Annotated in this window: 15 protein-coding genes; 6 read left to right on the top strand and 9 right to left on the bottom strand. The window is 59.9% G+C overall.

From position 1 onward, the window contains the following. Positions 1-85: 85 nt before the first annotated feature. Positions 86-1,552 (bottom strand): alpha-glucosidase/alpha-galactosidase, encoded by a 1,467-nt coding sequence (locus tag B3605_RS06885; protein ID WP_113009105.1) that lies wholly within the window; start codon positions 1,550-1,552, stop codon positions 86-88. Between the two features lie 201 nt (positions 1,553-1,753). Between B3605_RS06885 and B3605_RS06880 the strand changes: the two genes are divergently transcribed. Continuing rightward, on the top strand, positions 1,754-2,644 hold the full coding sequence (locus tag B3605_RS06880; RefSeq protein ID WP_113009104.1) for an AraC family transcriptional regulator: 891 nt from the start codon (positions 1,754-1,756) through the stop codon (positions 2,642-2,644). Between the two features lie 16 nt (positions 2,645-2,660). Here the strand turns inward: B3605_RS06880 and B3605_RS06875 are convergent, their stop codons facing one another. Together B3605_RS06875 and B3605_RS06870 are read right to left on the bottom strand one after the other, a co-directional pair. Continuing rightward, positions 2,661-3,110, bottom strand: coding sequence for a YbaN family protein (locus B3605_RS06875; RefSeq protein WP_296433385.1), 450 nt, complete (start codon positions 3,108-3,110; stop codon positions 2,661-2,663). An 85-nt stretch (positions 3,111-3,195) separates the two neighbouring features. Continuing rightward, positions 3,196-5,274: an FUSC family protein gene (locus B3605_RS06870; protein WP_113168175.1), complete on the bottom strand. Its 2,079-nt coding sequence runs from the start codon at positions 5,272-5,274 to the stop codon at positions 3,196-3,198. 230 nt (positions 5,275-5,504) lie between these two features. On the opposite strand from B3605_RS06870, the gene B3605_RS06865 reads away from it, so the two are divergent. From B3605_RS06865 to B3605_RS06850, 4 genes are all read left to right on the top strand, one after another. Next, complete coding sequence (locus B3605_RS06865) at positions 5,505-5,885, top strand: MarR family winged helix-turn-helix transcriptional regulator (RefSeq protein WP_296433384.1); 381 nt, start codon at positions 5,505-5,507, stop codon at positions 5,883-5,885. A gap of 338 nt (positions 5,886-6,223) precedes the next feature. Beyond that, on the top strand, positions 6,224-7,525 hold the full coding sequence (locus tag B3605_RS06860; RefSeq protein ID WP_289727719.1) for an HlyD family secretion protein: 1,302 nt from the start codon (positions 6,224-6,226) through the stop codon (positions 7,523-7,525). A 64-nt stretch (positions 7,526-7,589) separates the two neighbouring features. Continuing rightward, complete coding sequence (locus B3605_RS06855) at positions 7,590-8,891, top strand: hypothetical protein (RefSeq protein WP_296433383.1); 1,302 nt, start codon at positions 7,590-7,592, stop codon at positions 8,889-8,891. Then, positions 8,876-11,038 carry a glycosyltransferase family 2 protein gene (locus B3605_RS06850; RefSeq protein ID WP_113168176.1) on the top strand — a complete coding sequence of 721 codons (2,163 nt, stop codon included), beginning with the start codon at positions 8,876-8,878 and terminating at the stop codon, positions 11,036-11,038. Before B3605_RS06855 ends, B3605_RS06850 begins: the two co-directional genes overlap by 16 nt. Before the next feature lie 84 nt (positions 11,039-11,122). Here B3605_RS06850 and B3605_RS06845 read toward each other — a convergent pair whose 3' ends face one another. The 6 genes from B3605_RS06845 to B3605_RS06820 form a co-directional block, all read right to left on the bottom strand. After that, positions 11,123-12,145 carry an LLM class flavin-dependent oxidoreductase gene (locus B3605_RS06845; protein ID WP_113009098.1) on the bottom strand — a complete coding sequence of 341 codons (1,023 nt, stop codon included), beginning with the start codon at positions 12,143-12,145 and terminating at the stop codon, positions 11,123-11,125. A gap of 628 nt (positions 12,146-12,773) precedes the next feature. Further along, positions 12,774-14,390: an FGGY-family carbohydrate kinase gene (locus tag B3605_RS06840; RefSeq protein WP_113168178.1), complete on the bottom strand. Its 1,617-nt coding sequence runs from the start codon at positions 14,388-14,390 to the stop codon at positions 12,774-12,776. Positions 14,391-14,451: 61 nt separating this feature from the next. Further along, positions 14,452-15,180 (bottom strand): SDR family oxidoreductase, encoded by a 729-nt coding sequence (locus B3605_RS06835; protein ID WP_296433382.1) that lies wholly within the window; start codon positions 15,178-15,180, stop codon positions 14,452-14,454. A 22-nt stretch (positions 15,181-15,202) separates the two neighbouring features. Then, on the bottom strand, positions 15,203-16,465 hold the full coding sequence (locus B3605_RS06830) for a sugar ABC transporter permease (RefSeq protein WP_296433381.1): 1,263 nt from the start codon (positions 16,463-16,465) through the stop codon (positions 15,203-15,205). Continuing rightward, on the bottom strand, positions 16,462-17,283 hold the full coding sequence (locus tag B3605_RS06825; RefSeq protein WP_037179379.1) for an ATP-binding cassette domain-containing protein: 822 nt from the start codon (positions 17,281-17,283) through the stop codon (positions 16,462-16,464). The genes B3605_RS06830 and B3605_RS06825 overlap by 4 nt, the downstream gene beginning before the upstream one ends. Positions 17,284-17,352: 69 nt before the next feature. Further along, positions 17,353-18,399 (bottom strand): sugar ABC transporter substrate-binding protein, encoded by a 1,047-nt coding sequence (locus tag B3605_RS06820; RefSeq protein ID WP_112943287.1) that lies wholly within the window; start codon positions 18,397-18,399, stop codon positions 17,353-17,355. A gap of 263 nt (positions 18,400-18,662) precedes the next feature. Between B3605_RS06820 and B3605_RS06815 the strand changes: the two genes are divergently transcribed. Continuing rightward, positions 18,663-19,673, top strand: a complete 1,011-nt coding sequence (locus B3605_RS06815; protein ID WP_112820145.1) for a LacI family DNA-binding transcriptional regulator — start codon at positions 18,663-18,665, stop codon at positions 19,671-19,673. Positions 19,674-19,737: the final 64 nt, after the last annotated feature.

Raw genomic sequence — 19,737 nt, 5'->3', positions numbered from 1 at the left:
CGGTTCTCCTCAACGATCCGGAAACGGGCTTGTGGCGATGGCGTCCCCTCCTTGGGACGCCATCGCCACCCGTCCTCCGGGAAACTTACACGGCCTGCTTGAGCGCCGCCTTCTCGGCGCGGAGCTCGTCGATCGAGCGGACGTTGCGGCGTGCGGCACCTGCCCATTCACGGGTCTTTACCGTCGATTTCGCCAGACGTTCCTTGGCGGCCGGGACTGCATCCGCATATTGCGGCAACCAGCGCGCCTGGGCGACAACCATTTCATCGACCATCTGCCATACCTCTTCCGGCGTCGCCACCGCGCCGACCAGCGGGTCGTGCAGGACGGCGAGCTTCAGGAGATCGATGTCGCCGCTGATGGCGGCATGAACCGACATGCGCTGGACGTTGATCGACGCCACGCAAGTCGCAGCACAGGCTTCCGGAATGGTGATGCCGGAGACCATGTTGATGCCGAAGCGATCGACGAAGCCGGGCGATTCGATGATCGCATCAGAAGGCAGGTTGGTGATCACGCCGTTGTTCTTGAGGTTAAAGTGACCGCGATAGACACGGCCGGTCTCCAGCGCCTCGAGAATGTGGCTGGCGTGCTCGTTGGAGCGCTTGGCCGGATCGATCGGCTTTTCGGCCGAAGCGAGGAACTGCGGGAACTCCGTCTCGAACCAGTTGCGGGTTTCGGTGGAGTGGCGAAGATAGCCGCCGGTTTCGCCATGGATCCAGTCGGACATGTCGATCCATTTGGTGATTTCGTCAGGCCGCTTGCGGTACCAGGGCAGGTATTCCGACAGGTGACCGTTGCTCTCCGTCGAATAAACGCCGAAGCGCTTTAGGACGTCGATGCGCAGCTTTTCCTGCTGCGAGAACACAGGATGCGCCTCGAAGGCGGCAACCAGCTCTTCCTTGCCGATCTTGCGGCCGTTGAGCTTCAGATCGACGAACCAGGTCTGGTGGTTGATGCCCGAGCAGATATAGTCGAGCTCGGAGACCGACTTCGCGCCAAGCACTTCTGCGATCTGTTCGGCGCCGTGCTGGACGCCGTGGCAGAGACCAACGGTATCGACCTTGCCGTATTCGATCGCGGCCCAGGTGTTCATCGCCATCGGGTTCGCGTAATTAAGGAACTTGGCGCCGGGCTCGGCGACTTCGCGAATATCCTTGCAGAAGTCGAGGATGACTGGAATGTTGCGCTGACCGTAGAGAATGCCGCCGGCGCAGATCGTGTCACCGACGCACTGGTCGATGCCGTATTTCAGCGGAATTCTGATATCGTCGGCATAAGCTTCCAGACCACCGACGCGCACACAGCTGATGATGTAGCGAGCGCCGGTCAGCGCTTCACGGCGGTTGGTCGTCGCCGTCACCTTGGTCGGCAGTTTGTTCGATGCAACAATCGTATCGAGGATCTGCTTGATCATCTGCAGATTGTGCTCGCTCATGTCCGTGAGCGCGAACTCGATATCCCGAAATTCTGGAACGCACAGAATGTCGGTGAACAGCTTTTTCGTGAAGCCGACGCTGCCTGCGCCGATGATAGCGATTTTGAAACTCATGATCCTAGCCTCGATGCGATTAAGATGCCGGATTTGGACAGCAGGAAGAAGAATAGGCCGCGGGCTTGCGTCCGACGACGAAAAAGGCCAGAAATCCGGCTTATTCTCCTCCCCGCCGCTCCATGAGCCCGGCGGTGTTCTCTCTCTTGGGGCGGATTATGCGTAAAATCTTCAAGGCCGCCAGAGAAGGATTATGCTTTCATGGGTAATTTTGTGCTGCAGGATTTGATCGATCGTGGGCCGTCCATGCGAACGGTTTCCCTGCCGCGCGGCCGACAATCCCTGCATACCATGCCAACAAGCACCGGTTACGAAGTGCGCGAGAATGCCACCTATGACTGGGATGGACGCAAGCGCGGGCAGACGCCTTTTACCGTGTTGCAGCACACGATTAGCGGTGCTGGCAATCTACGCTACGAGAATCGCGAACTGCGGGTGAAGGAGGGCGAGACTTTGCTGGTGCTGGTGCCACACAATCATCGCTACTGGCTGGAGGACGGCGATCGCTGGGAGTTCTTCTGGATCTCGATGAACGGCGAGGAAGCACTGCGCATTCACCGATCTATCCTCGCGGTCACCGGTCCGATCTTGAAACTGCAGCCGCGGACGATCGAACATCTTGCCGATTGCAGCCTACGGCTAATCACTGGCGGCGAAACGCCTGGCTTGGCGTCGTCAATTGCCTATGAGGCGGCGATGGCCCTTTATGACGACGTGTTCGGCTCGCATCCCGTATTCAGCGAAGAGTACCGGACCATGCAGCACGTCATCGACTACATTACCGACAATCTTGAAAAGCCGCTACCGGTGGAGGACCTCGCCAGGGTGGCAGGCCTCAGCCGCGCGCATTTTTCTCGCATGTTCGCCGCCAACGAAGGCCTCCCGCCGGCCGAATATGTGCTGCAGAAGCGCTTGAAACGGGCGGTCAAGCTGTTGACGAAGACTGCCCACATGCCGGTCAAGGAAGTGGCGATCCGCTCCGGCTTTGAGGACGCCAACTATTTCTCCAAAGTGTTCCGTCGGGTCTACGGCACCAATCCCACGGAGTTTCGCACGACCGGCATGTATGCCAGCGTCGGCAGACCGCACTGATGGCAGCCGGGCTGGTTCAATCCGAAGACTTTTGCGGTGGGCCGCCATGATCGGCGTCGGAGGGCGCCGATGCGGATGGCAGCGGCCGCGACCCGACATAAAATGCACATCCCCCGATCAGCAAGCCGACAAAAAGTGCGAGCCATATGCCCGGTCTTGCCGCGAGGTAGAACACCACATAGCCCCCAGCCATGCCGGTGAGCGCCATGGCCTTGGCACGCATCGATATCGCGCCCTGGTCGCGCCACGCCCGCAGCGTGGGGCCAAACGTCGGATGGTTCAGGACCCAGGTTTCGAGACGGGGCGACGAGCGGGTGAAGCACCAGACGGCTAGGATCAGGAAGATGGTCGTCGGCATTAGCGGCAGCAACGCCCCGATAAAGGCGAGGACCAGCATCAGTATGCCAAGGATAAAATATCCTGCACGCAAAGTGAGGGCGGTGACGCGGCCGGGTTTCACAGACATCTTCCGGTTTATAGAGGGCGCAGTATCCCTTTCACGACAGCGTGGCGCAATGCAAGATACATGGTCATTTTTCCGGTAATCGCCGCTATTCTGCCGCCTCCCGCAACGCTAGCGGCTCGCTGTCCTGCAACTGGCGAGCATTGGGAAACAGATTGTGCCGAAGACCGACTAGCGCCATCAGGATCTTGCGCACCGCCGACGACCTGACAGGGCCACGAACCGTATCGATCGCGGCATCGACCAACTGCAGCAGCGACTGGTCCGGCTGCGTCTCGGGCGTGCGCCGTCTTTCCGCGTAGAAATACGCAACAGCATCGAGAACCTCGTCTACGGCTGCACGCTGGTCTGCGAGAAGCGGCCCCTTGCATGCCTGCAGATCGACGACGCTTGTTCCAACCCGCATATCCTTCAGCATGTCCGCCTGGGTGACAGCGGAATCCTGCGCCAACGAGGCAAGACGCGGTACCATCAGCGAAAGACGATCCAGCATCGTATATAGCAGGGCCTGGGGGTCGCGCTTCTGCGACTTGCGCGCCACAGCGGCTATATCAGCCCATGCGGCCTTGAAGAGCCTACGCGCGCTCCACTCCGCGCCAACTGACCTAACCACGGCCGCAATACCGATCGCCATCAGCGTTCCGAGGACCGTCGAGAGATTGGCATTCAGGAAGGAGGCGAGATCGAAACTAGGCCTCGATTGCAGTGTCAGCATCGTCGGTATGTTGGCGGACAAAGCCATTCCGAGCAGGAAGGTCGATGGGCGCGCGATCAGCACGCCAAGCGGCAGAAAGAGAAAGCTCAGCGCCAGCACGAGCGAGGAGAATCCGCTGAGAACGGGCATTACCGCGAATACAAACACGAAGCTGAGAACAATCGCGACCATGCTGAAGATCATGAACTTGCGAATAATCGGCGTCGGATTGTCCATCGCGGCAAAGAAGCAGATGAGAATGCCTGCGATCACAGGTGCACCGGCGCCGCTGCTCCAGCCTGTCATGATCCAGAAGACCGTGCCCAGCACGATGGCCAGCGCGGCCGAAAAACCGGAGAAAAGCGCCATGCCATAGTCTCTGTGAATCGGGCGCGCGCTTTTCTGCTTGAAGCCGAACGACTGCCCCTTCCAGGCAGGCCGTGATCCCGAGGCAATATGCAGCCGCAAGCCCACGCATTCGTTCCAGATCTCCAGCAGGTCGCGCAGCCGGGCTGAGAAATCCAGCACCAGCAGATCCTGCCACCCGCTTGAACACATCGCTTCAGCCTCAAGCGCCTGAAGCGGCGCCAGCATCTCGCTGTAGCACTCCTCCGACATCGGCTCGTTTGTCCGCATCCACGCCTCGGCATCAGCAATGAGCTTCTTGACGGCGTGTGTGTGTTCGTACCCCGTCCTTGTTAGCGCGCGATCCACATCCACGAGGCCGGACACCACGGGCAGGAGCGTGATCATGTGACGCTGCAACTCGCGTGAAGCGCCGACGAGCTGACTGTGGCTTGACGTGTCGTAGGACACGTGGGTCGTGAACGTTCTGATATCGGCGGCCTCGGCCGCAAGACGGCCGGATGTGCGCATCAGTGTGGGATCCTCCGGGCGTCTGTCGAGTGCTGCCGCAATCAGAACAGATGCATCGCTCAACCAAGCATCGATGCGCGCCGTCAGTACGGGACCGGCATGACGTGGAAATACAACTCGGTTGATGACTGCCGCGCAGATGATTGCGACAGAGATTTCTATGACGCGCGAGGTGGTATAGGTAAACACTGCCGACGGGTTGTCGACCAGCGGAAAGCTGGTGAGCGCGGCCGTGTAACCTGCCAGCATGAAACCATAGCTGCGCGGTGTGCGGTCGAGCAGGCTGATCGCGAGGCAAACCGCGACCCAAAGCGCGATCGCCAATGTCAGCAATTCCGGCGCATTCACGAGATTGGGCACGAGAATGATGCTCATCGCCCCACCCGCCGCTGTGCCGACCAGGCGATAGACCGCCTTCGAGGTGCTTGCGCCTGATAGCGGATGGGCAACGATGTAGACGGTAGTCACAGCCCAATAGGGATTGGGCAGGTCAAAGCACAAGGCAATGAACAGCGCCAGCATGGCTGCAATGAATGTCTTAATCGAGAAAACCATGTCCCACGTATCGGGGAGCCAGGTGAGCTTCTTGCTTGCCATGGGAAACCGGAGGTGAGCGCTACAGCTTGTAATTTCGATCGTTTACGTACTATTCGCATACGAATTAAAATAAAACAATATGCTTTACTGCGCGAGCGAGCGCCTTTAGCGCTCTTTCAACGAGAAACAGCAAGGGACGGACGCAGAGGATGACAAGGCAGACGAAACCCTTGAGCCGTAGAGCAGCGGTCACCTCCAGCATGCTACAGGCGGGAAGCATCTGGAAGCGCATGGCGGAGAAGGCGCTGGCAGAGGACGGAATTTCGGCGTCGCGCGCCAATCTGCTGCTTCTGGTCAGCCGGTCGGGCGGCGGTGTCCGCCAGGTTCAGCTTGCCGAAAGCCTCGGCCTCGCCAGCCAATCGCTGGTCCGCCTGCTGGATGAACTCACCGCCGGTGGTCATATCGAACGCAAAGACGACCCGGACGACAGGCGTGCCAAAACAATTTGGTTGACCCCCGACGGACAGCAACTGGCAGAACGCGTCGAACGCGTCATCGCGTCATTGCGCAACAGAGTGCTTCGCAACGTCGATGATGCCGACATCGAGGCAGCCCACCGCGTCTTGAATGCCATTGTGCGGGCAAGTGTAGAAAACTCTACCGATGACTGAGACCAAAAGGATATAGAAGTGTCACAAACAAATAGCCAGATTCGACGAATAGTAAACACGGCAATTAAGTGCTGCTGGCAATATTGCAACATCAACTAAATAAAAATGGAGATGCCACGCAATACATCACTTTAAGTAGATGAATTTTATTTGCTCGAATATTCTTCCTCATATAAAAGACATTACAAATAAAAAACACCACCCTGGAAACGCCCTTCACTTCACCTGCAGCATGATGATGTCAGGATTGAAAAATGAAGGCCGCAAATAACAGTATCGACCCCAAGGACCGTAAGATACTATCTGTATCGCGTATCCTAGGTTATGCGTTTGCATTTATGCTGATTTTTATCATCGCGATGGCGATGGTTCCCAACCAATTCTTCATCGTCTCGACACGGGCGGTGATCAACGCACCGGTGCAGCTGATCGCTTCTCCCATCTACGGCAGGGTAGATAAGATCTCACTGCAGGTTGGCCAGGTCGTCAATCTCGGCGACGTCATGGCAACGGTCTCAAACCCCAACCAAGATCAGACATCTCTGACGGGACTCAGGCTGGAAAAGCTCGATCTGACCGAAAAGCTCAACAACACGACCAGCGTAGCGGCCGAGCGCACCGAGCAACTTAACAAGGTCAAGACGCAGATCGACAGCGTCAAGGCGGGCGTTCTGAGTGAACTCTCGGCAGTGATCGTCAATTCTGAATTCAACGTCCAAACCTATCAGGCCCGCCTCAACGAGCAGGACGCGCTGCTGCAGCGCCAGCAGACGCTCCTTAAAAAAGGCCTGATTTCCGACAGTAGTCTTGAGCCACAGCGCCAGAAGCGCAATGCAGCCCAGGCCGAGCTTGATTCCGCCAAGGGCGAGCTACGCCGCAACGAGATTGTCCAGTCGCTTGTCGGCCGCGATATCTATACCGGCGGCACTGTTGCCGCGAACCTGCTGACGCTCGAGATGCAACGCACGAAGCTCGCCGGCGACATCGCCGAGGACAATATCGAAATCAACCAAATGACGGAGCGCAAGCAGCAGGTCGAGAACCTGATCTCGCGCGAGGAAGGACGCCTCGGCAAGACCGGTGCGGCCGAGGTCACCGCCGAGCGCCACGGCCAGATCGTCAGCGTCGACGCATCCTTCGGCGATTTCGTCATGCAGGGCCAGCCGGTCGCCAAGTCGCTCGACTGCACCGAGGCCTTCGCCGCGGCCGTCTACCGAAGCCGTGACGTGACCGCGCTCGAGATCGGCACGCCCGCGATGGTCAACTTCCGCAGCCTTGGCGTGAAGCGCAGCGGGCACATCTACAAGATCGTCCGGTACTTTAACTCCGGCCCAGAAAACCGCTATTTCGCGAAATTCCCCGAGGCCGAGGGCCATGAGGTCTATGTTCTGGTCAAGATCGACGAGCCGACCGCCCAGGACGGCAGTGTTGCCCAGCAGAACAACGACAAGTTCTTCGGATGCCACGTCGGCGAGGATGTCATCGTCTCTCTCGGCGAGACCATCACCTCGCGTATCGCGCGGTACTCGATGGCTGTCGTTGCCGGGCTGACATCGCCGGCGATTGTTCTGTCCGCATCCACATCGCTGGACAAGGGCACCGGTCCGCAACCGCCGGCCGACAAGACTGCGACACCCTGAAGAGCCAAGCTGAACGTTTATCCGCGTATTGCGAGGGGCGAAAATGAAGGGCATGAACTCGTCAATGGGTGAGGTTTGGCGCGGGTTGATCGCATCACTCCTGGCTGCCATGCTGTTTGCAGCGGCAATCGACGCGGCGCGTGCCGATGATGAGGCGAAGACGCAGCTCGCCTGCTCGATGTGCGACGCGCTGGCCGCCAAGATGACGGGCGAGCCCGAGCAGCCATTCTTCTTTCGCAGTTTCGAGCCGGCCAATGGCGGTTCGGCGCTGCATCCGTCGCTGGAGAATACCGGCTTCACCTACGACAATGCGCTTGCGATGATGGCGCTTTACGGCTGCCAGCGTACAGCCGAAGCCCGCCGCGTTGCCGATGCGCTGGTGGTCGCGCTTGAAACCGACCGTCACTACCACGACGGTCGCCTGCGCAACGCCTATCGCTCCGGCACGGTCATTCCGGGCAAGGAAGGCATGTTGCTTCCAGGCTATTGGAGCACGGCGAGCAATTCCTGGATCGAGGACGGCTATCAGGTCGGAACTGCGACCGGCAGCACAGCCTGGGGCGCGCTCGCCCTGCTAATGGCCTATGAGGAAACCGACCAGCAGGCCTATCTCGACTCCGCCCGTAAAATCATGGATTGGATCCACCGCAGCACGGCCGATCCGAAGAATGACGGCTATTTCGGCGGCTTTTTCGGTCATGAGCCGACGCCTGAGCGGATGACCTGGAAGTCGACGGAGCATAATCTCGACGTCTACGCCGCCGACAGCTGGCTCGCCCGGCTAGATGCGGGTGGCGACTGGACGCACCAGGGCGACAGCGCACTGCAGTTTCTCAAGACCATGTGGAACGAGCCGGAAGGCCGCTTCTATATCGGCAGCGTGCCCGACAGCAACGCTCCGAACGTGGGCATGTCGGGCCTCGACGCCGAACTCTGGCCGCTGATCGCGGTTCCGGAATTCAAATCCAGGGCCGATCGCGTGATGGAATGGACTGACCTGAACCACGGGGTGGAGGGCGGCTACGACTTCAACAACGACCGCGATGGCGTCTGGCTGGAAGGCACGGCGCAGGCCGCGCTCGTGCTTCGCGAGACCGGCCAACCCGAAAAGGCCGAACCGCTTTTTGCCACCATCGCCAAGCAGCGCGAGCCCGGCGGCCTCGTCTACGCCACGGAAAACGAGCAACTAACGACAGGCCTGCAGGTCGGGCCGAACTCGGCGCCCGGCGACTTCAAGTACTACCGACTGCCGCATATCGGCGCGACCGGCTGGGCCGTTCTTGCCGCTCTCGATATCAACCCCTTCGTCGGCCTGAAAGGCCAGATGAAGGCCAGCAGCAAGGATGGTCCATGTCCCCCGAAGTAGTCACCTTGTCGGATTCAATACTGTTCTCACTGCTGGCGATCGCGCTGATCGTGGGCTGCGCCTGGCTGCTGGACGCCAATCGCGGCAAGGACCGCGTCATTTTCGGCACGATCCTGGTCGTCATGCTCCTGAACTATCTGTATTTCCGCATCACCAAGACATTGCCGGACTTCGAGTGGAGCCCCTACGCGATCTGGCCGCGCTTCTATCTCGGCTTCGAAGTGGTCGTCATCTTCTACACGGTGCTTTCGATCGTCTTCTTCTTCAAGCGGACCGACCACAGTGGCGCCGCCGACGCCAGCGAAGCGCTGATCGCGCAACATTCGCGCCACCCGGCCGTCGATATCTTCATCTGCACATACAACGAAGAACTGTCCATTCTGGAGCGCACGATCCTCGCCGCCAAGGCGATCGACTACAGCAATTTCACCGTCTGGGTCCTGGATGACGGACGCCGCGATTGGCTTGAGGATTACTGCAACGAGATCGGCGTGCGCTATCTACGCCGCAACGACAACGTCGGCGCCAAGGGCGGCAACATCAACAACGCGGTACGACGTTCCGCCGAGGACACCAACGCCCCCTTCATCCTCATTCTAGATGCCGACTTCGCGCCGCAGCGCGGCATCCTGAAACGAACGGTGGGCCAGTTCATCGACACCGAAATCGGCCTCATCCAAACGCCGCAGTTTTATTACAATGCCGATCCGGTCCAGCATAATCTGCTAGCCTCGAAGGCATGGGTCGACGATCAGCGCATCTTCTTCGACGTCATGCAGCCCTCCAAGGACGGATGGGGCGCAGCCTTTTGCGTGGGAACGTCCTGTATCGTCCGCCGTGATGCGCTCGATATGATCGGTGGCATGCCGCAGGAGACGGTGACTGAAGATATCCACCTCACCTATCGCCTGATGCAGAAGGGCCTGAAAACCCGCTGGCTCAATGAACGCCTGAGCGTCGGTCTTTCGGCCGAGAGCCTCTCGGGATATATCACACAGCGCTGCCGCTGGTGCCTGGGCACCATCCAGGTGGCGCTCCTGAAGGATGGCCCGTTTCTGGGACGCGGCTACACCTTGATGCAGCGGCTGCACTATTTCCACGGCCTGCTCTTCTGGTTCTGCCGGCCCTTCATCCTGCTCCTTATGGCCGCCCCACTTCTCTTCTACTTCCTCGGCCTGCCTGCCATTCTGATGGAGCCGGAGGCGTTCTTCCTCTATGCGCTGCCGATGGTCGCCGGCATGTGGACATTCCATTCCTGGGTTTCCGGGCGGCGGAGCCTGCCGCTTTTCACCGAGGTTTCGCAGATGGTCTCGGCCATTCCGATCACCATCGCCCTCATCCACGCCCTCTTCCACCCCTTCGGCCGGCCATTCAAGGTTACCGCCAAGGGTGAAGATCGCGGGCGTGTGGAGGTGCTTTACCCGATCGCCGCGACGTTCTTCGCCATCATTGTGCTGACCTTCGTCGGCATGCTCAACGGACCATTGCTCAGCACTTACAACGATCTCGACGGCTTCAGCGTCGCCTGGGGCATGGTCGTCATGGTCTACGCCTTCGTGTCGATGCTCGTCTGCATTGAGCTCCCCCGCCCGCCCCTTGAAAAGCTTGAGCTTGCGCTTGCCCGCGAAGGACAGGTCGCCAGCGGCGGCAAGGCCGCTCCCTGCATGATCGATACGATCTCGATCGAGACGGCCAAGATCACGATGCGCGAGGAGAGCGCGCTCAGCCAGATGCGCCTTGGCGATATCCTGATCTTCGCACCCTTCGACAATTTCGACGTCGCGGGGCAGATCACCAGCATGGACCGCGCGAATTCGGGCCTGTCGCTCTCGATCGTCGCCATCAGGGACCGGCGCGACGATCACGAAATCAAGAAGGGCGCCGAGGATATCAGGCGCAAGATGGTGCAGCGCATGTTCAGCGAGATGCCGGAGGTGATGCCTGCCCGCGCCTACCCTGTGCTCGCCGTCCAGGGGCTGATGCAGCGCATGTTCGCACGGCCCGCGGTTCTGGTCGGCGACACCGAGCCTTATACGTTGAATGGGCGCCAAGCACCGCGCAAGTTCCACAAGCCGCACGTCTTCTCGCCAAAGGTTCCGCTGCTGCAACTTGGCGGTGGTGCCACTCCGCCGGCGGCCGCCGAGTGATCGGGCTTTACTGACGCGAAGAAAAATGCCGGATCCCCTGGAGGTCCGGCATCTCTGTTAGCGGATAGCCGTTGGCGAAGCGGTTCAGCGCCAGCCCAGGGCGGGTGCGACGTGCTTCAAGATTTGCTCGACCACATGAGCGTTGTAATCGACGCCGAGCTGATTGGGCACGGTGAGCAACAGGGTGTCGGCCTCGGCGATTGCCTCATCCTTGGCCAGTTGCTTCACGAGGGCATCGGGCTCGGCGGCATAGCTGCGACCGAAGATCGCCCGCGTCTTCTCGTCGATAAAGCCGATCTTGTCGTCGCCCTGACCGCTGCCGCCGAAATAGGCCCGGTCGCGATCGTCCACCAGCGCGAAGATGCTGCGGCTCACCGACACGCGCGGCGTGCGAGTGTGACCGGCTTCCTTCCATGCTTCGCGATAGGCGCGGATCTGCGCTGCCTGTTGCACATGGAACGGCTCGCCGGTCTCATCGTCCTTCAGCGTCGAGCTCTGCAGGTTCATTCCAAGCTTGGCCGCCCAGACGGCGGTCGCATTCGACCCGGAGCCCCACCAGATGCGTTCGCGCAGTCCCTCGGAATGCGGCTCGACGCGCAACAGTCCAGGAGGATTGGGGAACATCGGACGCGGGTTCGGCTGGGCGAAACCTTCGCCGCGCAGAACATCGAGCAGAACTTCTGCATGACGCCGACCGATATCGGCATCAGACCCGCCCTCGGGCGGCTGATAGCCAAAGTAGCGCCAACCATCGACCACCTGCTCCGGCGAGCCACGGCTGATGCCGAGCTGCAAGCGCCCTCCTGAGATCAGATCGGCGGCGCCGGCGTCCTCTGCCATGTAGAGCGGGTTTTCGTAGCGCATGTCGATGACGCCGGTCCCGATCTCGATACGGCTGGTCTTGGCACCAACCGCGGCAAGCAGGGGGAACGGCGATGCGAGCTGGCGGGCAAAGTGGTGAGCGCGGAAATAAGCGCCGTCGGCCCCAAGCTCTTCGACAGCAACCGCAAGATCGATGGACTGGAGAAGCGCGTCGCCCGCCGAGCGGGTTCCCGATTGCGGCGACGGTGTCCAGTGTCCGAACGAGAGGAAACCGATTTTCTTCATGATGTAGCACCGTGAAAGCGTGATTGACGAATTCATGGTTCATCGCACAGTTCCGGCCGCGGATACAGCGGTCCGGGTGTGACCACAGTGTCAACGCTTCATCTCATCGAGCGTCAACTTCACGTCAAAAAGCTGCGGCCCAGAATCGAAAAAGCCTGCCGCGGGAGGAGGTGCGGCAGGCTTTCGAAAAGAACCGAACAACAGCTGGGAGGAGGAGTGCTGTTGTTCCCTCAGGCGACCCTGGGAGGAGGAGTGGGGCGCCCGAACCACGAAGCTCTGCGGGAGGAGGTGCATCGCTTCGTTAAAAATGAATATAACCGATATCTGTTCATTTTCTAGGCACTATTGTGCAGTGCAGCTATGCATTTTTCGCATGGAATAAAACAGAGATACCGATTGTTCACGAACATGCCTGTCCGAGTGGCTCACTCATTCCGGCATCGCTGTCTCGACGGCATAGTCAGGACCACAAGCGATCAACAACTGGAACCTGCCGTTCAGGCGCTTCGAGGTGATGTTCGGCGCACGAGATCCGGTAAAGGCGCAGAGGTCGGCCCGTGAAACGCCGGAGTTTGGCACCCAGATGCAAGCCGACCATACAAGCTTTCACGTCATCTTCGACGTGTCATCAACAACCACGCACTTTCTGGCCCAACTGCTGTAGCGCCTTGAAAGCATCATACCGTTTCAGATGGCTTTCAGCGGTTCGCCCTGCCGACGGCATGAACGTTTCATCGACCTTGGTCAGCATAACCATCGCCTCTCGAACATCGAGATAACAGCCACTGGCGACCGCGCCCAGGATCGCCGCGCCTAACAATACCGGTTCGTCGGCAATCGTTGCGACGATGGGCTTACCGCATGCATCCGCCAAAAGCTGACGAACAAAGCTTTGCTGGCCAGCCCCGCCGCTGATGACGACGGAACTGATCTCGACGCCCGCCTGCGCCTGGGCGTCGATGATCTGCCTGAGGCCATAGCCGATGCCATAGAGCCCTGCTACATACAGTCGAACGAGGCTGTCGATATCGCGTTCCATGTCCATGCCCGCTATCAGCCCGCGAGCGTGTGGATCGGCAAGCGGTGCGCGGTTACCCAAGAACTCAGGGACAACATGAAGGCCCTGAACGAGCGAGGTTGGGTCGGTTCCTGCCTTGCTGGCAGCAATGTCGGCAAGCATCACGGGAAGCGACTGGCCTTTTTCTTTTGCACTCTGCAACGCCTGCGCGGCAGCGGGATGAAATGAAATCAGCTGTTCTATTGCTGCGCCGGCAGCGCTCTGACCGCCTTCGTTGAGCCAAAGCCCGGGAACCATCGCCGAATAATAAGGCCCCCATACGCCCTGCACGAAGGCCGGTTCGACGGTCGATGTCATCGTGCACGATGAGGTACCGAAGACATAGCCAAGGTTCGCCGTCGGCCCGTCGCCGAAGCCAACCGTCCCGATCCCGCCGGCATGAGCATCGATCAGTCCAGCAGCGACCGCCGTCCCCGGTAGCAGCCCGAGTTCCGCTGCCGCCGCCGGCGTCAGGCCGCCGCCGAGTGCCGAGCCCGGCTCGACGATCGCCTGGCCGATGCGGGCAAAGCCTTCATCCGCTAGCGCGCCGAGGCCGATCTCTTCGAAATATGTCGGATCCCAGCGCTTCTCGTGCGCGAGATAGGTCCACTTGCAGGTCACGGTGCAGGTGGATCGCGAAAGGTCGCCTGTGGCCCGCCAAGTCAGGAAATCGGCAAGGTCGAAGAACTGCCATGCCGCCTCGAACACCTCGGGGCGGCACTCCTTCAACCAGAGCAGCTTGGGCGTCTCCATCTCTGGAGAAATGCGGCCGCCGACGTAGCGCAGGACCTCGTGGCCGAGCGCATTGATCCGATCCGCCTGGGCAACCGCTCTGTGGTCCATCCAGACAATAATATTTCGCTGCGGATCTTCCGATGGGCCAACCGGCAAGGGCTTTCCCTGGTCACCGAGGACGACGAGCGAGCAGGTGGCGTCGAAGCCCAATCCTACGACATTTTTCGCCGCCACCCCGGCATCGCGAACGGACTGACGCACGGCTTCGCAGACTGCCTGCCAGATCTCGTTACTCGACTGTTCGACGATTGAGCCGGCTTCACGGTAAAGCGAGATGTCACGCTTGGCGCTGGCCAGCATTCGTCCGCCGAGATCGAACACCCCGGCGCGAGCGCTTCCGGTGCCGACATCAACGCCGATCACGTAGCGCGGTGTTTGGACTTCTTCGCTCATTGTCTCTCATCTTTCTAGCATAAATGGCTGATGCCCGCGCATTGCGCGGGAATCACTTTCGTTAGAGGTCGACACTATTGGGAAGGATCACGAGGTCACGAATGGTGACGTTGCGCGGCCGCGACAGCATGAAGAGTACGCAATCGGCAACTTCCTTGGGCTGCATCAGGCTGCCATTGGCGAGTGCTTCTTCCATCTTCGCCTTCGGCCAATCATCGAGTAACGCGGTGACGACAGGACCCGGCAAGACAGCTCCGACCCGCACACCGTGCTGCGCCACCTGACGACGTGTCGAATGTACGAATGCCTGTACGGCGAATTTCGAGGCGGTGTAGATTGGCTCCCAGACAACCGGGACAACACCTGCGATCGAGCTGGTGAACAGGATGTCGCCCGACTTCTGAGCGATCATGTGCGGCAGCACGGCATGAACGGAGCGGAAAGCTGCGTTGATGTTCAGATTGAGCATCCTGTCCCAGGCATCGGGATCGCCGTCGGCGACCTGCCCGCCTATGTAGGCGCCGGCATTAGCGTGGAAGATGTCGAGTCTGCCGGCGACCTCCAGAATTCTGGGAAGGATGCCCGAGAGTTGCTTTCCGTCGAGAAGATCGACGACAAGCGGGAATGCGCGCTCGCCGAACGCCTCGCAGATTTCATCCAGCTTGTCCTCGGCGCGATCGATGAGGACGACGGTCGCGCCTTCGGCGTGTAATGTGCGGGCGCATTCGAGCCCAATGCCCGACGCCGAACCGGTTATGGCGGCGACTTTGCCTTTCATGAGGTCAGTCATGAATTTACTCCTTAGAATTAGATTAAGCGCGTCCGTGGCTGACGCGGGAACGGCGGGCGAGCGAATCGACGATGACGGCAATGGCGAGAACGCCGCCTGTGATCATGTAGCGCAACGAAGAGCTGAGGTTGAGTAGTGTCAAGCCGTTGGAAATCGCTTGGATGACGATGATCCCGAGCAGTGCGGAATAGGCGCTACCGCGACCGCCGAAGAGGCTCGTCCCGCCGATCACGGCAGCGGCGATTGCGTTGAGGTTGACGTCACCCGTGCCGGCCTGCTGGCTCGACGAGGCAAGACGCGAGGCTGACAAAATACCGCCGATGGTCGCAAGCGTTGAGCAAAGCACGAAAGCGCTCAGATAGATGCGGCGAACATTGATGCCGGCGCGACGCGCAGCTTCACGGTTTCCGCCGACGGCGAACATCGAGCGTCCCCATTGCGTGCGCGTCAAACCATAATTCAGGACCACCGCGATGGCGACGAATAGCCCGAACATCCACGGAATGCCTCGGCCGAGGTTGAGATAATAGACCGCGAACTCGAGTGCTGCGGTCAGCACAACGGCCTTGATAGCGGTAGCGGCAAAAGGCTGCGAGGATAGATTGACCGCCGCGCGCTGCTGACGCGTCCGCAGACCCTTGGCGATGATCACTGCACCCGGAAGCAGAGCCAGGAGGTAGGACAGCCAATCGGGCATGACTAGGATCTGGCCGAAGCGGACGAGCGGGGATGCATAGGGAAGGTTAATGCTGCCGCTCGGGCCCAAGATATAAAGCTGCATACCGAGCAACGCCAGAAGGCCGGCAAGCGTCGCCACGAAGCTTGGCATTCCAAGCCGATTGTAGAGTACGGCGTAAACGGTTCCGACGAGCGCGCCAGCGGCAATGGCAGCTATGATCGCAACGACGAAGGGGACACCGTTGTTCACCCAGAGCACACCTAGGATGGCGGATGACAAGCCGCTCATCGAACCTACGGAAAGGTCGATCTCGCCAAGCATCAGCACACAAACGATGCCGAGCGAGATGATGCCGACGGTGGCGCAGTCAAAGAGCAGGTTAACGAGATTGTTGGGTGCGAGAAACACCGGATTGAGGAGCGAGAAGACCGTGGAGATGACGATCAGCCCGACAGCGACCGGAAGCATGCCCAAGTCGCCGGATTTAACCCGATCGATAAAGGCCCCGACCATCGCCATCATGCTGTCGTCATGGCGGACGCGTTCGTCGCTGCGATCGAGCGTTGTGACGGGTGCGACTGTTGTATTGGATGGTTTCTGGCTCATGCCGGTCTCCCACTGTTTTCCTGCGCCGTGCCTGTCTTGCGCTCGATACGGCGCGAGACTGAGTTCTCCGTGGCGCCCGTGATCGAGGCGACAAGTTCCTGGTTGGATGCATCAGGCGTGAAGACGCCGTTGTTCCGGCCCAACCGCAATACGACGATGCGATCGGCCACGGCGCGTACGTCTTCCATGTTGTGGCTGATGATGATGACGCCCAACCCGCGGTCACGGACACGCTCGATGAGATTGAGAACTTCGGCGGTCTGCGCGACGCCGAGTGCAGCCGTCGGCTCGTCGAGCATGATGATTTTCGGGTTGAGGAGGAGTGATCTGGCAATTGCCACCGTCTGGCGCTGGCCGCCCGACAGCGAGGCGATCGGCTCCCTGACGGACGGGATGCGCGCGGCCAGCTCCCGAAGCAGCGTCCAGGCGCGGACTTCCATCGCCACCTCGTCGAGCGCCCAGGGCGAGAGCTCATGCCCGAGGAATAGGTTGGCCACGACGTCGAGGTTCTCGCAGAGCGCCAGATCCTGAAACACGGTTGCAATACCGAGCTCCAGCGCCTTGCCGGGGCTGTCGAGCGAGACACTCTGGCCGCAGAACTCGATCGAACCGGAAGAAGGCTGGTGCACGCCAGCCAGGACCTTTACCAGGGTTGACTTGCCGGCGCCATTGTCTCCCACCAGGGCCACGACTTCGCCCGCCTTGACGTCCAGTTCGATATCGGTCAGCGCCGAGACGGCACCGAAGTTCTTCGACACATTTCGCAGTCGCAGGATGGGCTGTCCGCGCTCCGGTACATTGCTTGCTGTGGTGCTCATAGCTAAAGGCCTTTGTGCGTCCTTGAGAAACCGGCCGCACACAGTGCGGCCGGAATGGCTGATTGGCTCTTAGTTGCCGATGCCGAGCTTCTTGCAGCCTTCGGCATATTCGCCGGTGCAGATCTGCTCAGCCGTCTGGATCTTCTTGTCGAAGATCTCCGCCTTGATGTTCTCGGCGGTGACGACGGCCGGGATGAAGAGCTGCGACGGCGTGTTGTAGAGCGTCGTCTTGGCTTCCGGCTTCTCGCCCTTGATGAGCTGGACAGCCACCTGTGCGGCTGCGGCCGCTACGATCTCGGAAGGCTTGGAGATCGTGTTGTACTGGTCGCCCGAAATAATGAGCTGCAGGGCTGCGATCGTCGCGTCGTTGCCGGTGACCGGCGGAACAGGGTTGACGCCGGCTGCCTTGAACGCCGCGATTGCGCCGCCGCCGGTGCCATCATTGGCGGCAACCACGCCCTTGATATCGGCGCCGAAGCGCGTGATCTGGCCGGCCGCCCACTCCTGAGCCTTCGGCGGCGCCCATTCCGGCGTATCGAATTCGGCAAGCGTCTTGTATTTGGATTCCTTCAGGCCGCGATGGATGCCGTCGCGAATGAGGCCGGCGGCCGCATCGGTCGGCGAACCGTTGATCTCGAGCACACCGGCTCCGTCTGGCACGCCTGCCTTTTTCAAATGCTCGACCAGCGACTTGGCAATCGCGTAGCCGATACCTTCATTGTCGAAGGAAACGTAGAAATCAGCAGGCTTGTCCGGGATCGGACGGTCATAGGCGATGACCTTGACGTCCTGTGACTGGGCGAGCTCAACGAGGCCCGCGGCTGCGGCGGAATCGACCGGATCGAGGACCACGACCTTGGCACCCTGCGCAATCACCGAGTTGAACTGTTGCTGCTGCAGCGATGCGTCGCCATTGGCGTTCTGGTAGACGACGGTGCACTTGGCACACAGCTTTTCCATCTCGGCCTTGAAGCCCGGAAAATCGTGCTGCTCATAGCGCGTCGACGCCTGATCAGGCATCAGAAACGCCACCGTCGACGCTTCCTGGGCGAGTGCTGCTCCGCCGAGCGCCACCAGCATGGTCGCCGACATCAGGGAAAGTTTGCGATAGGTCATGTTCTCCTCCTTAATTGACCAACAGCAAGGTTCGGCCATTGCCGCAACATTGACCTGACGCGCGATGCGCCAGTGCCCCCAGGCCGCGGCTCGACGAGCCGCACGGCAAAGAGGACCACCAATAGCTGCGAAATCACCTCCCGGTGCCAGCCTCCTAGCTGGCACGTATCATCGATTGAGCGCATTTGCTCAATCGATGAAGCAAGATTTGCCACTTCTCTCGTTTGATGTCAAGTTAGCGCCCGACACAGGAGATGAGAATTTTGAAATTGGACAGGCAGCAGAAGCGAACCACGATCTACGACCTTGCGGAACTCGCCGGCACCTCTGCGAGCGCGGTCAGTGCTGTCTTGAACGGGAACTGGAAGAAGCGCCGTATCAGCAAGCAGCTTGCCGAGAAGATAACGCGAATAGCCGAGGAGCAGGGTTACGCGCTCAACATGCAGGCAAGTCTGCTGCGCCGTGAAAAGTCGCACATCATCGGCATGATCGTTCCCAAGTACGATAACCGATATTTCGGTTCGATCGTGGAACTCTTCGAGACCATGGCTCGCGACAAGGGCTTCTTTCCGCTTATCACATGCACGCGACGCGACCCTGCGCTTGAGATTGAGGCCGCTCGAGCGATGCTCTCCTACCAGGTGGATTGCGTGATTGCGACAGGTGCTACGGACCCCGACAGGGTTACCGAACTATGTGCCGCTGCAGGCGTGCGGACGATCAACCTCGATCTGCCCGGCAAACTTGCACCCTCCATCATTTCCGACAACTTCGCAGGCGCTCGCGAGCTGACGCGAAGAATACTCGTCAGTTGCCAACACCGATTTGGCTCAATGGAACCACTGATGTTCGTCGGCGGTCGTGGCGGCGATCACAACACGATGGAACGTCTAAGGGGATTTCGCCAAGCACATGCGGATCACGGTATCGACCTTGATGACGACAGGGTCATCGCCTGTGGTTACGCCCCCGAAAAGGCGCAGAGCGCGCTAATGGAGCGCGCTACCAGCGGCTTGCCCTTTTCCAAAGGCATGTTCGTCAACTCGACAATTACACTTGAAGGCGTGCTCCGCTGGGTGCGGCTCGCCGGACCTGTCAGCGAGCAGGAGTTCGCACTCGGATGCTTCGACTATGATCCCCTCGTCGCCCTACTCGGCGACAACATCGAGATGGTTCGCCAGGACGTACCGGCAATGCTTGCCAGAATGTTCGAGCTGATCGAGCACGGAAACTTTGAGCCGAACGTGTCAGAAATCCCGCCCGTTCTTCGTTAAGCGTGCGGGCCGCAGGATAAGCGATACCGGTATTGCGCGGAAGACTTCAGCACCAATTTGGCGC

Source organism: Rhizobium sp. UBA1881, assembly GCF_002338015.1.
In the GTDB taxonomy this organism is placed as follows: domain Bacteria; phylum Pseudomonadota; class Alphaproteobacteria; order Rhizobiales; family Rhizobiaceae; genus Rhizobium.
The sequence above is the reverse complement of the archived record's forward strand: the minus strand, read 5'-3'. Positions and strand labels throughout refer to the sequence as shown.

Excerpts from the sequence above, each read along its gene's own strand:
- B3605_RS06850 (WP_113168176.1), top strand. The coding sequence starts at position 8,876 with ATGTCCCCCGAAGTAGTCACCTTGTCGGATTCAATACTGTTCTCACTG.
- B3605_RS06875 (WP_296433385.1), bottom strand. The coding sequence starts at position 3,110 with ATGTCTGTGAAACCCGGCCGCGTCACCGCCCTCACTTTGCGTGCAGGA.
- B3605_RS06870 (WP_113168175.1), bottom strand. The coding sequence starts at position 5,274 with ATGGCAAGCAAGAAGCTCACCTGGCTCCCCGATACGTGGGACATGGTT.
- B3605_RS06880 (WP_113009104.1), top strand. The coding sequence starts at position 1,754 with ATGGGTAATTTTGTGCTGCAGGATTTGATCGATCGTGGGCCGTCCATG.
- B3605_RS06845 (WP_113009098.1), bottom strand. The coding sequence starts at position 12,145 with ATGAAGAAAATCGGTTTCCTCTCGTTCGGACACTGGACACCGTCGCCG.
- B3605_RS06820 (WP_112943287.1), bottom strand. The coding sequence starts at position 18,399 with ATGACCTATCGCAAACTTTCCCTGATGTCGGCGACCATGCTGGTGGCG.
- B3605_RS06830 (WP_296433381.1), bottom strand. The coding sequence starts at position 16,465 with ATGAGCCAGAAACCATCCAATACAACAGTCGCACCCGTCACAACGCTC.
- B3605_RS06865 (WP_296433384.1), top strand. The coding sequence starts at position 5,505 with ATGGCGGAGAAGGCGCTGGCAGAGGACGGAATTTCGGCGTCGCGCGCC.
- B3605_RS06855 (WP_296433383.1), top strand. The coding sequence starts at position 7,590 with ATGGGTGAGGTTTGGCGCGGGTTGATCGCATCACTCCTGGCTGCCATG.
- B3605_RS06825 (WP_037179379.1), bottom strand. The coding sequence starts at position 17,283 with ATGAGCACCACAGCAAGCAATGTACCGGAGCGCGGACAGCCCATCCTG.
- B3605_RS06860 (WP_289727719.1), top strand. The coding sequence starts at position 6,224 with ATGCTGATTTTTATCATCGCGATGGCGATGGTTCCCAACCAATTCTTC.
- B3605_RS06840 (WP_113168178.1), bottom strand. The coding sequence starts at position 14,390 with ATGAGCGAAGAAGTCCAAACACCGCGCTACGTGATCGGCGTTGATGTC.
- B3605_RS06885 (WP_113009105.1), bottom strand. The coding sequence starts at position 1,552 with ATGAGTTTCAAAATCGCTATCATCGGCGCAGGCAGCGTCGGCTTCACG.
- B3605_RS06835 (WP_296433382.1), bottom strand. The coding sequence starts at position 15,180 with ATGACTGACCTCATGAAAGGCAAAGTCGCCGCCATAACCGGTTCGGCG.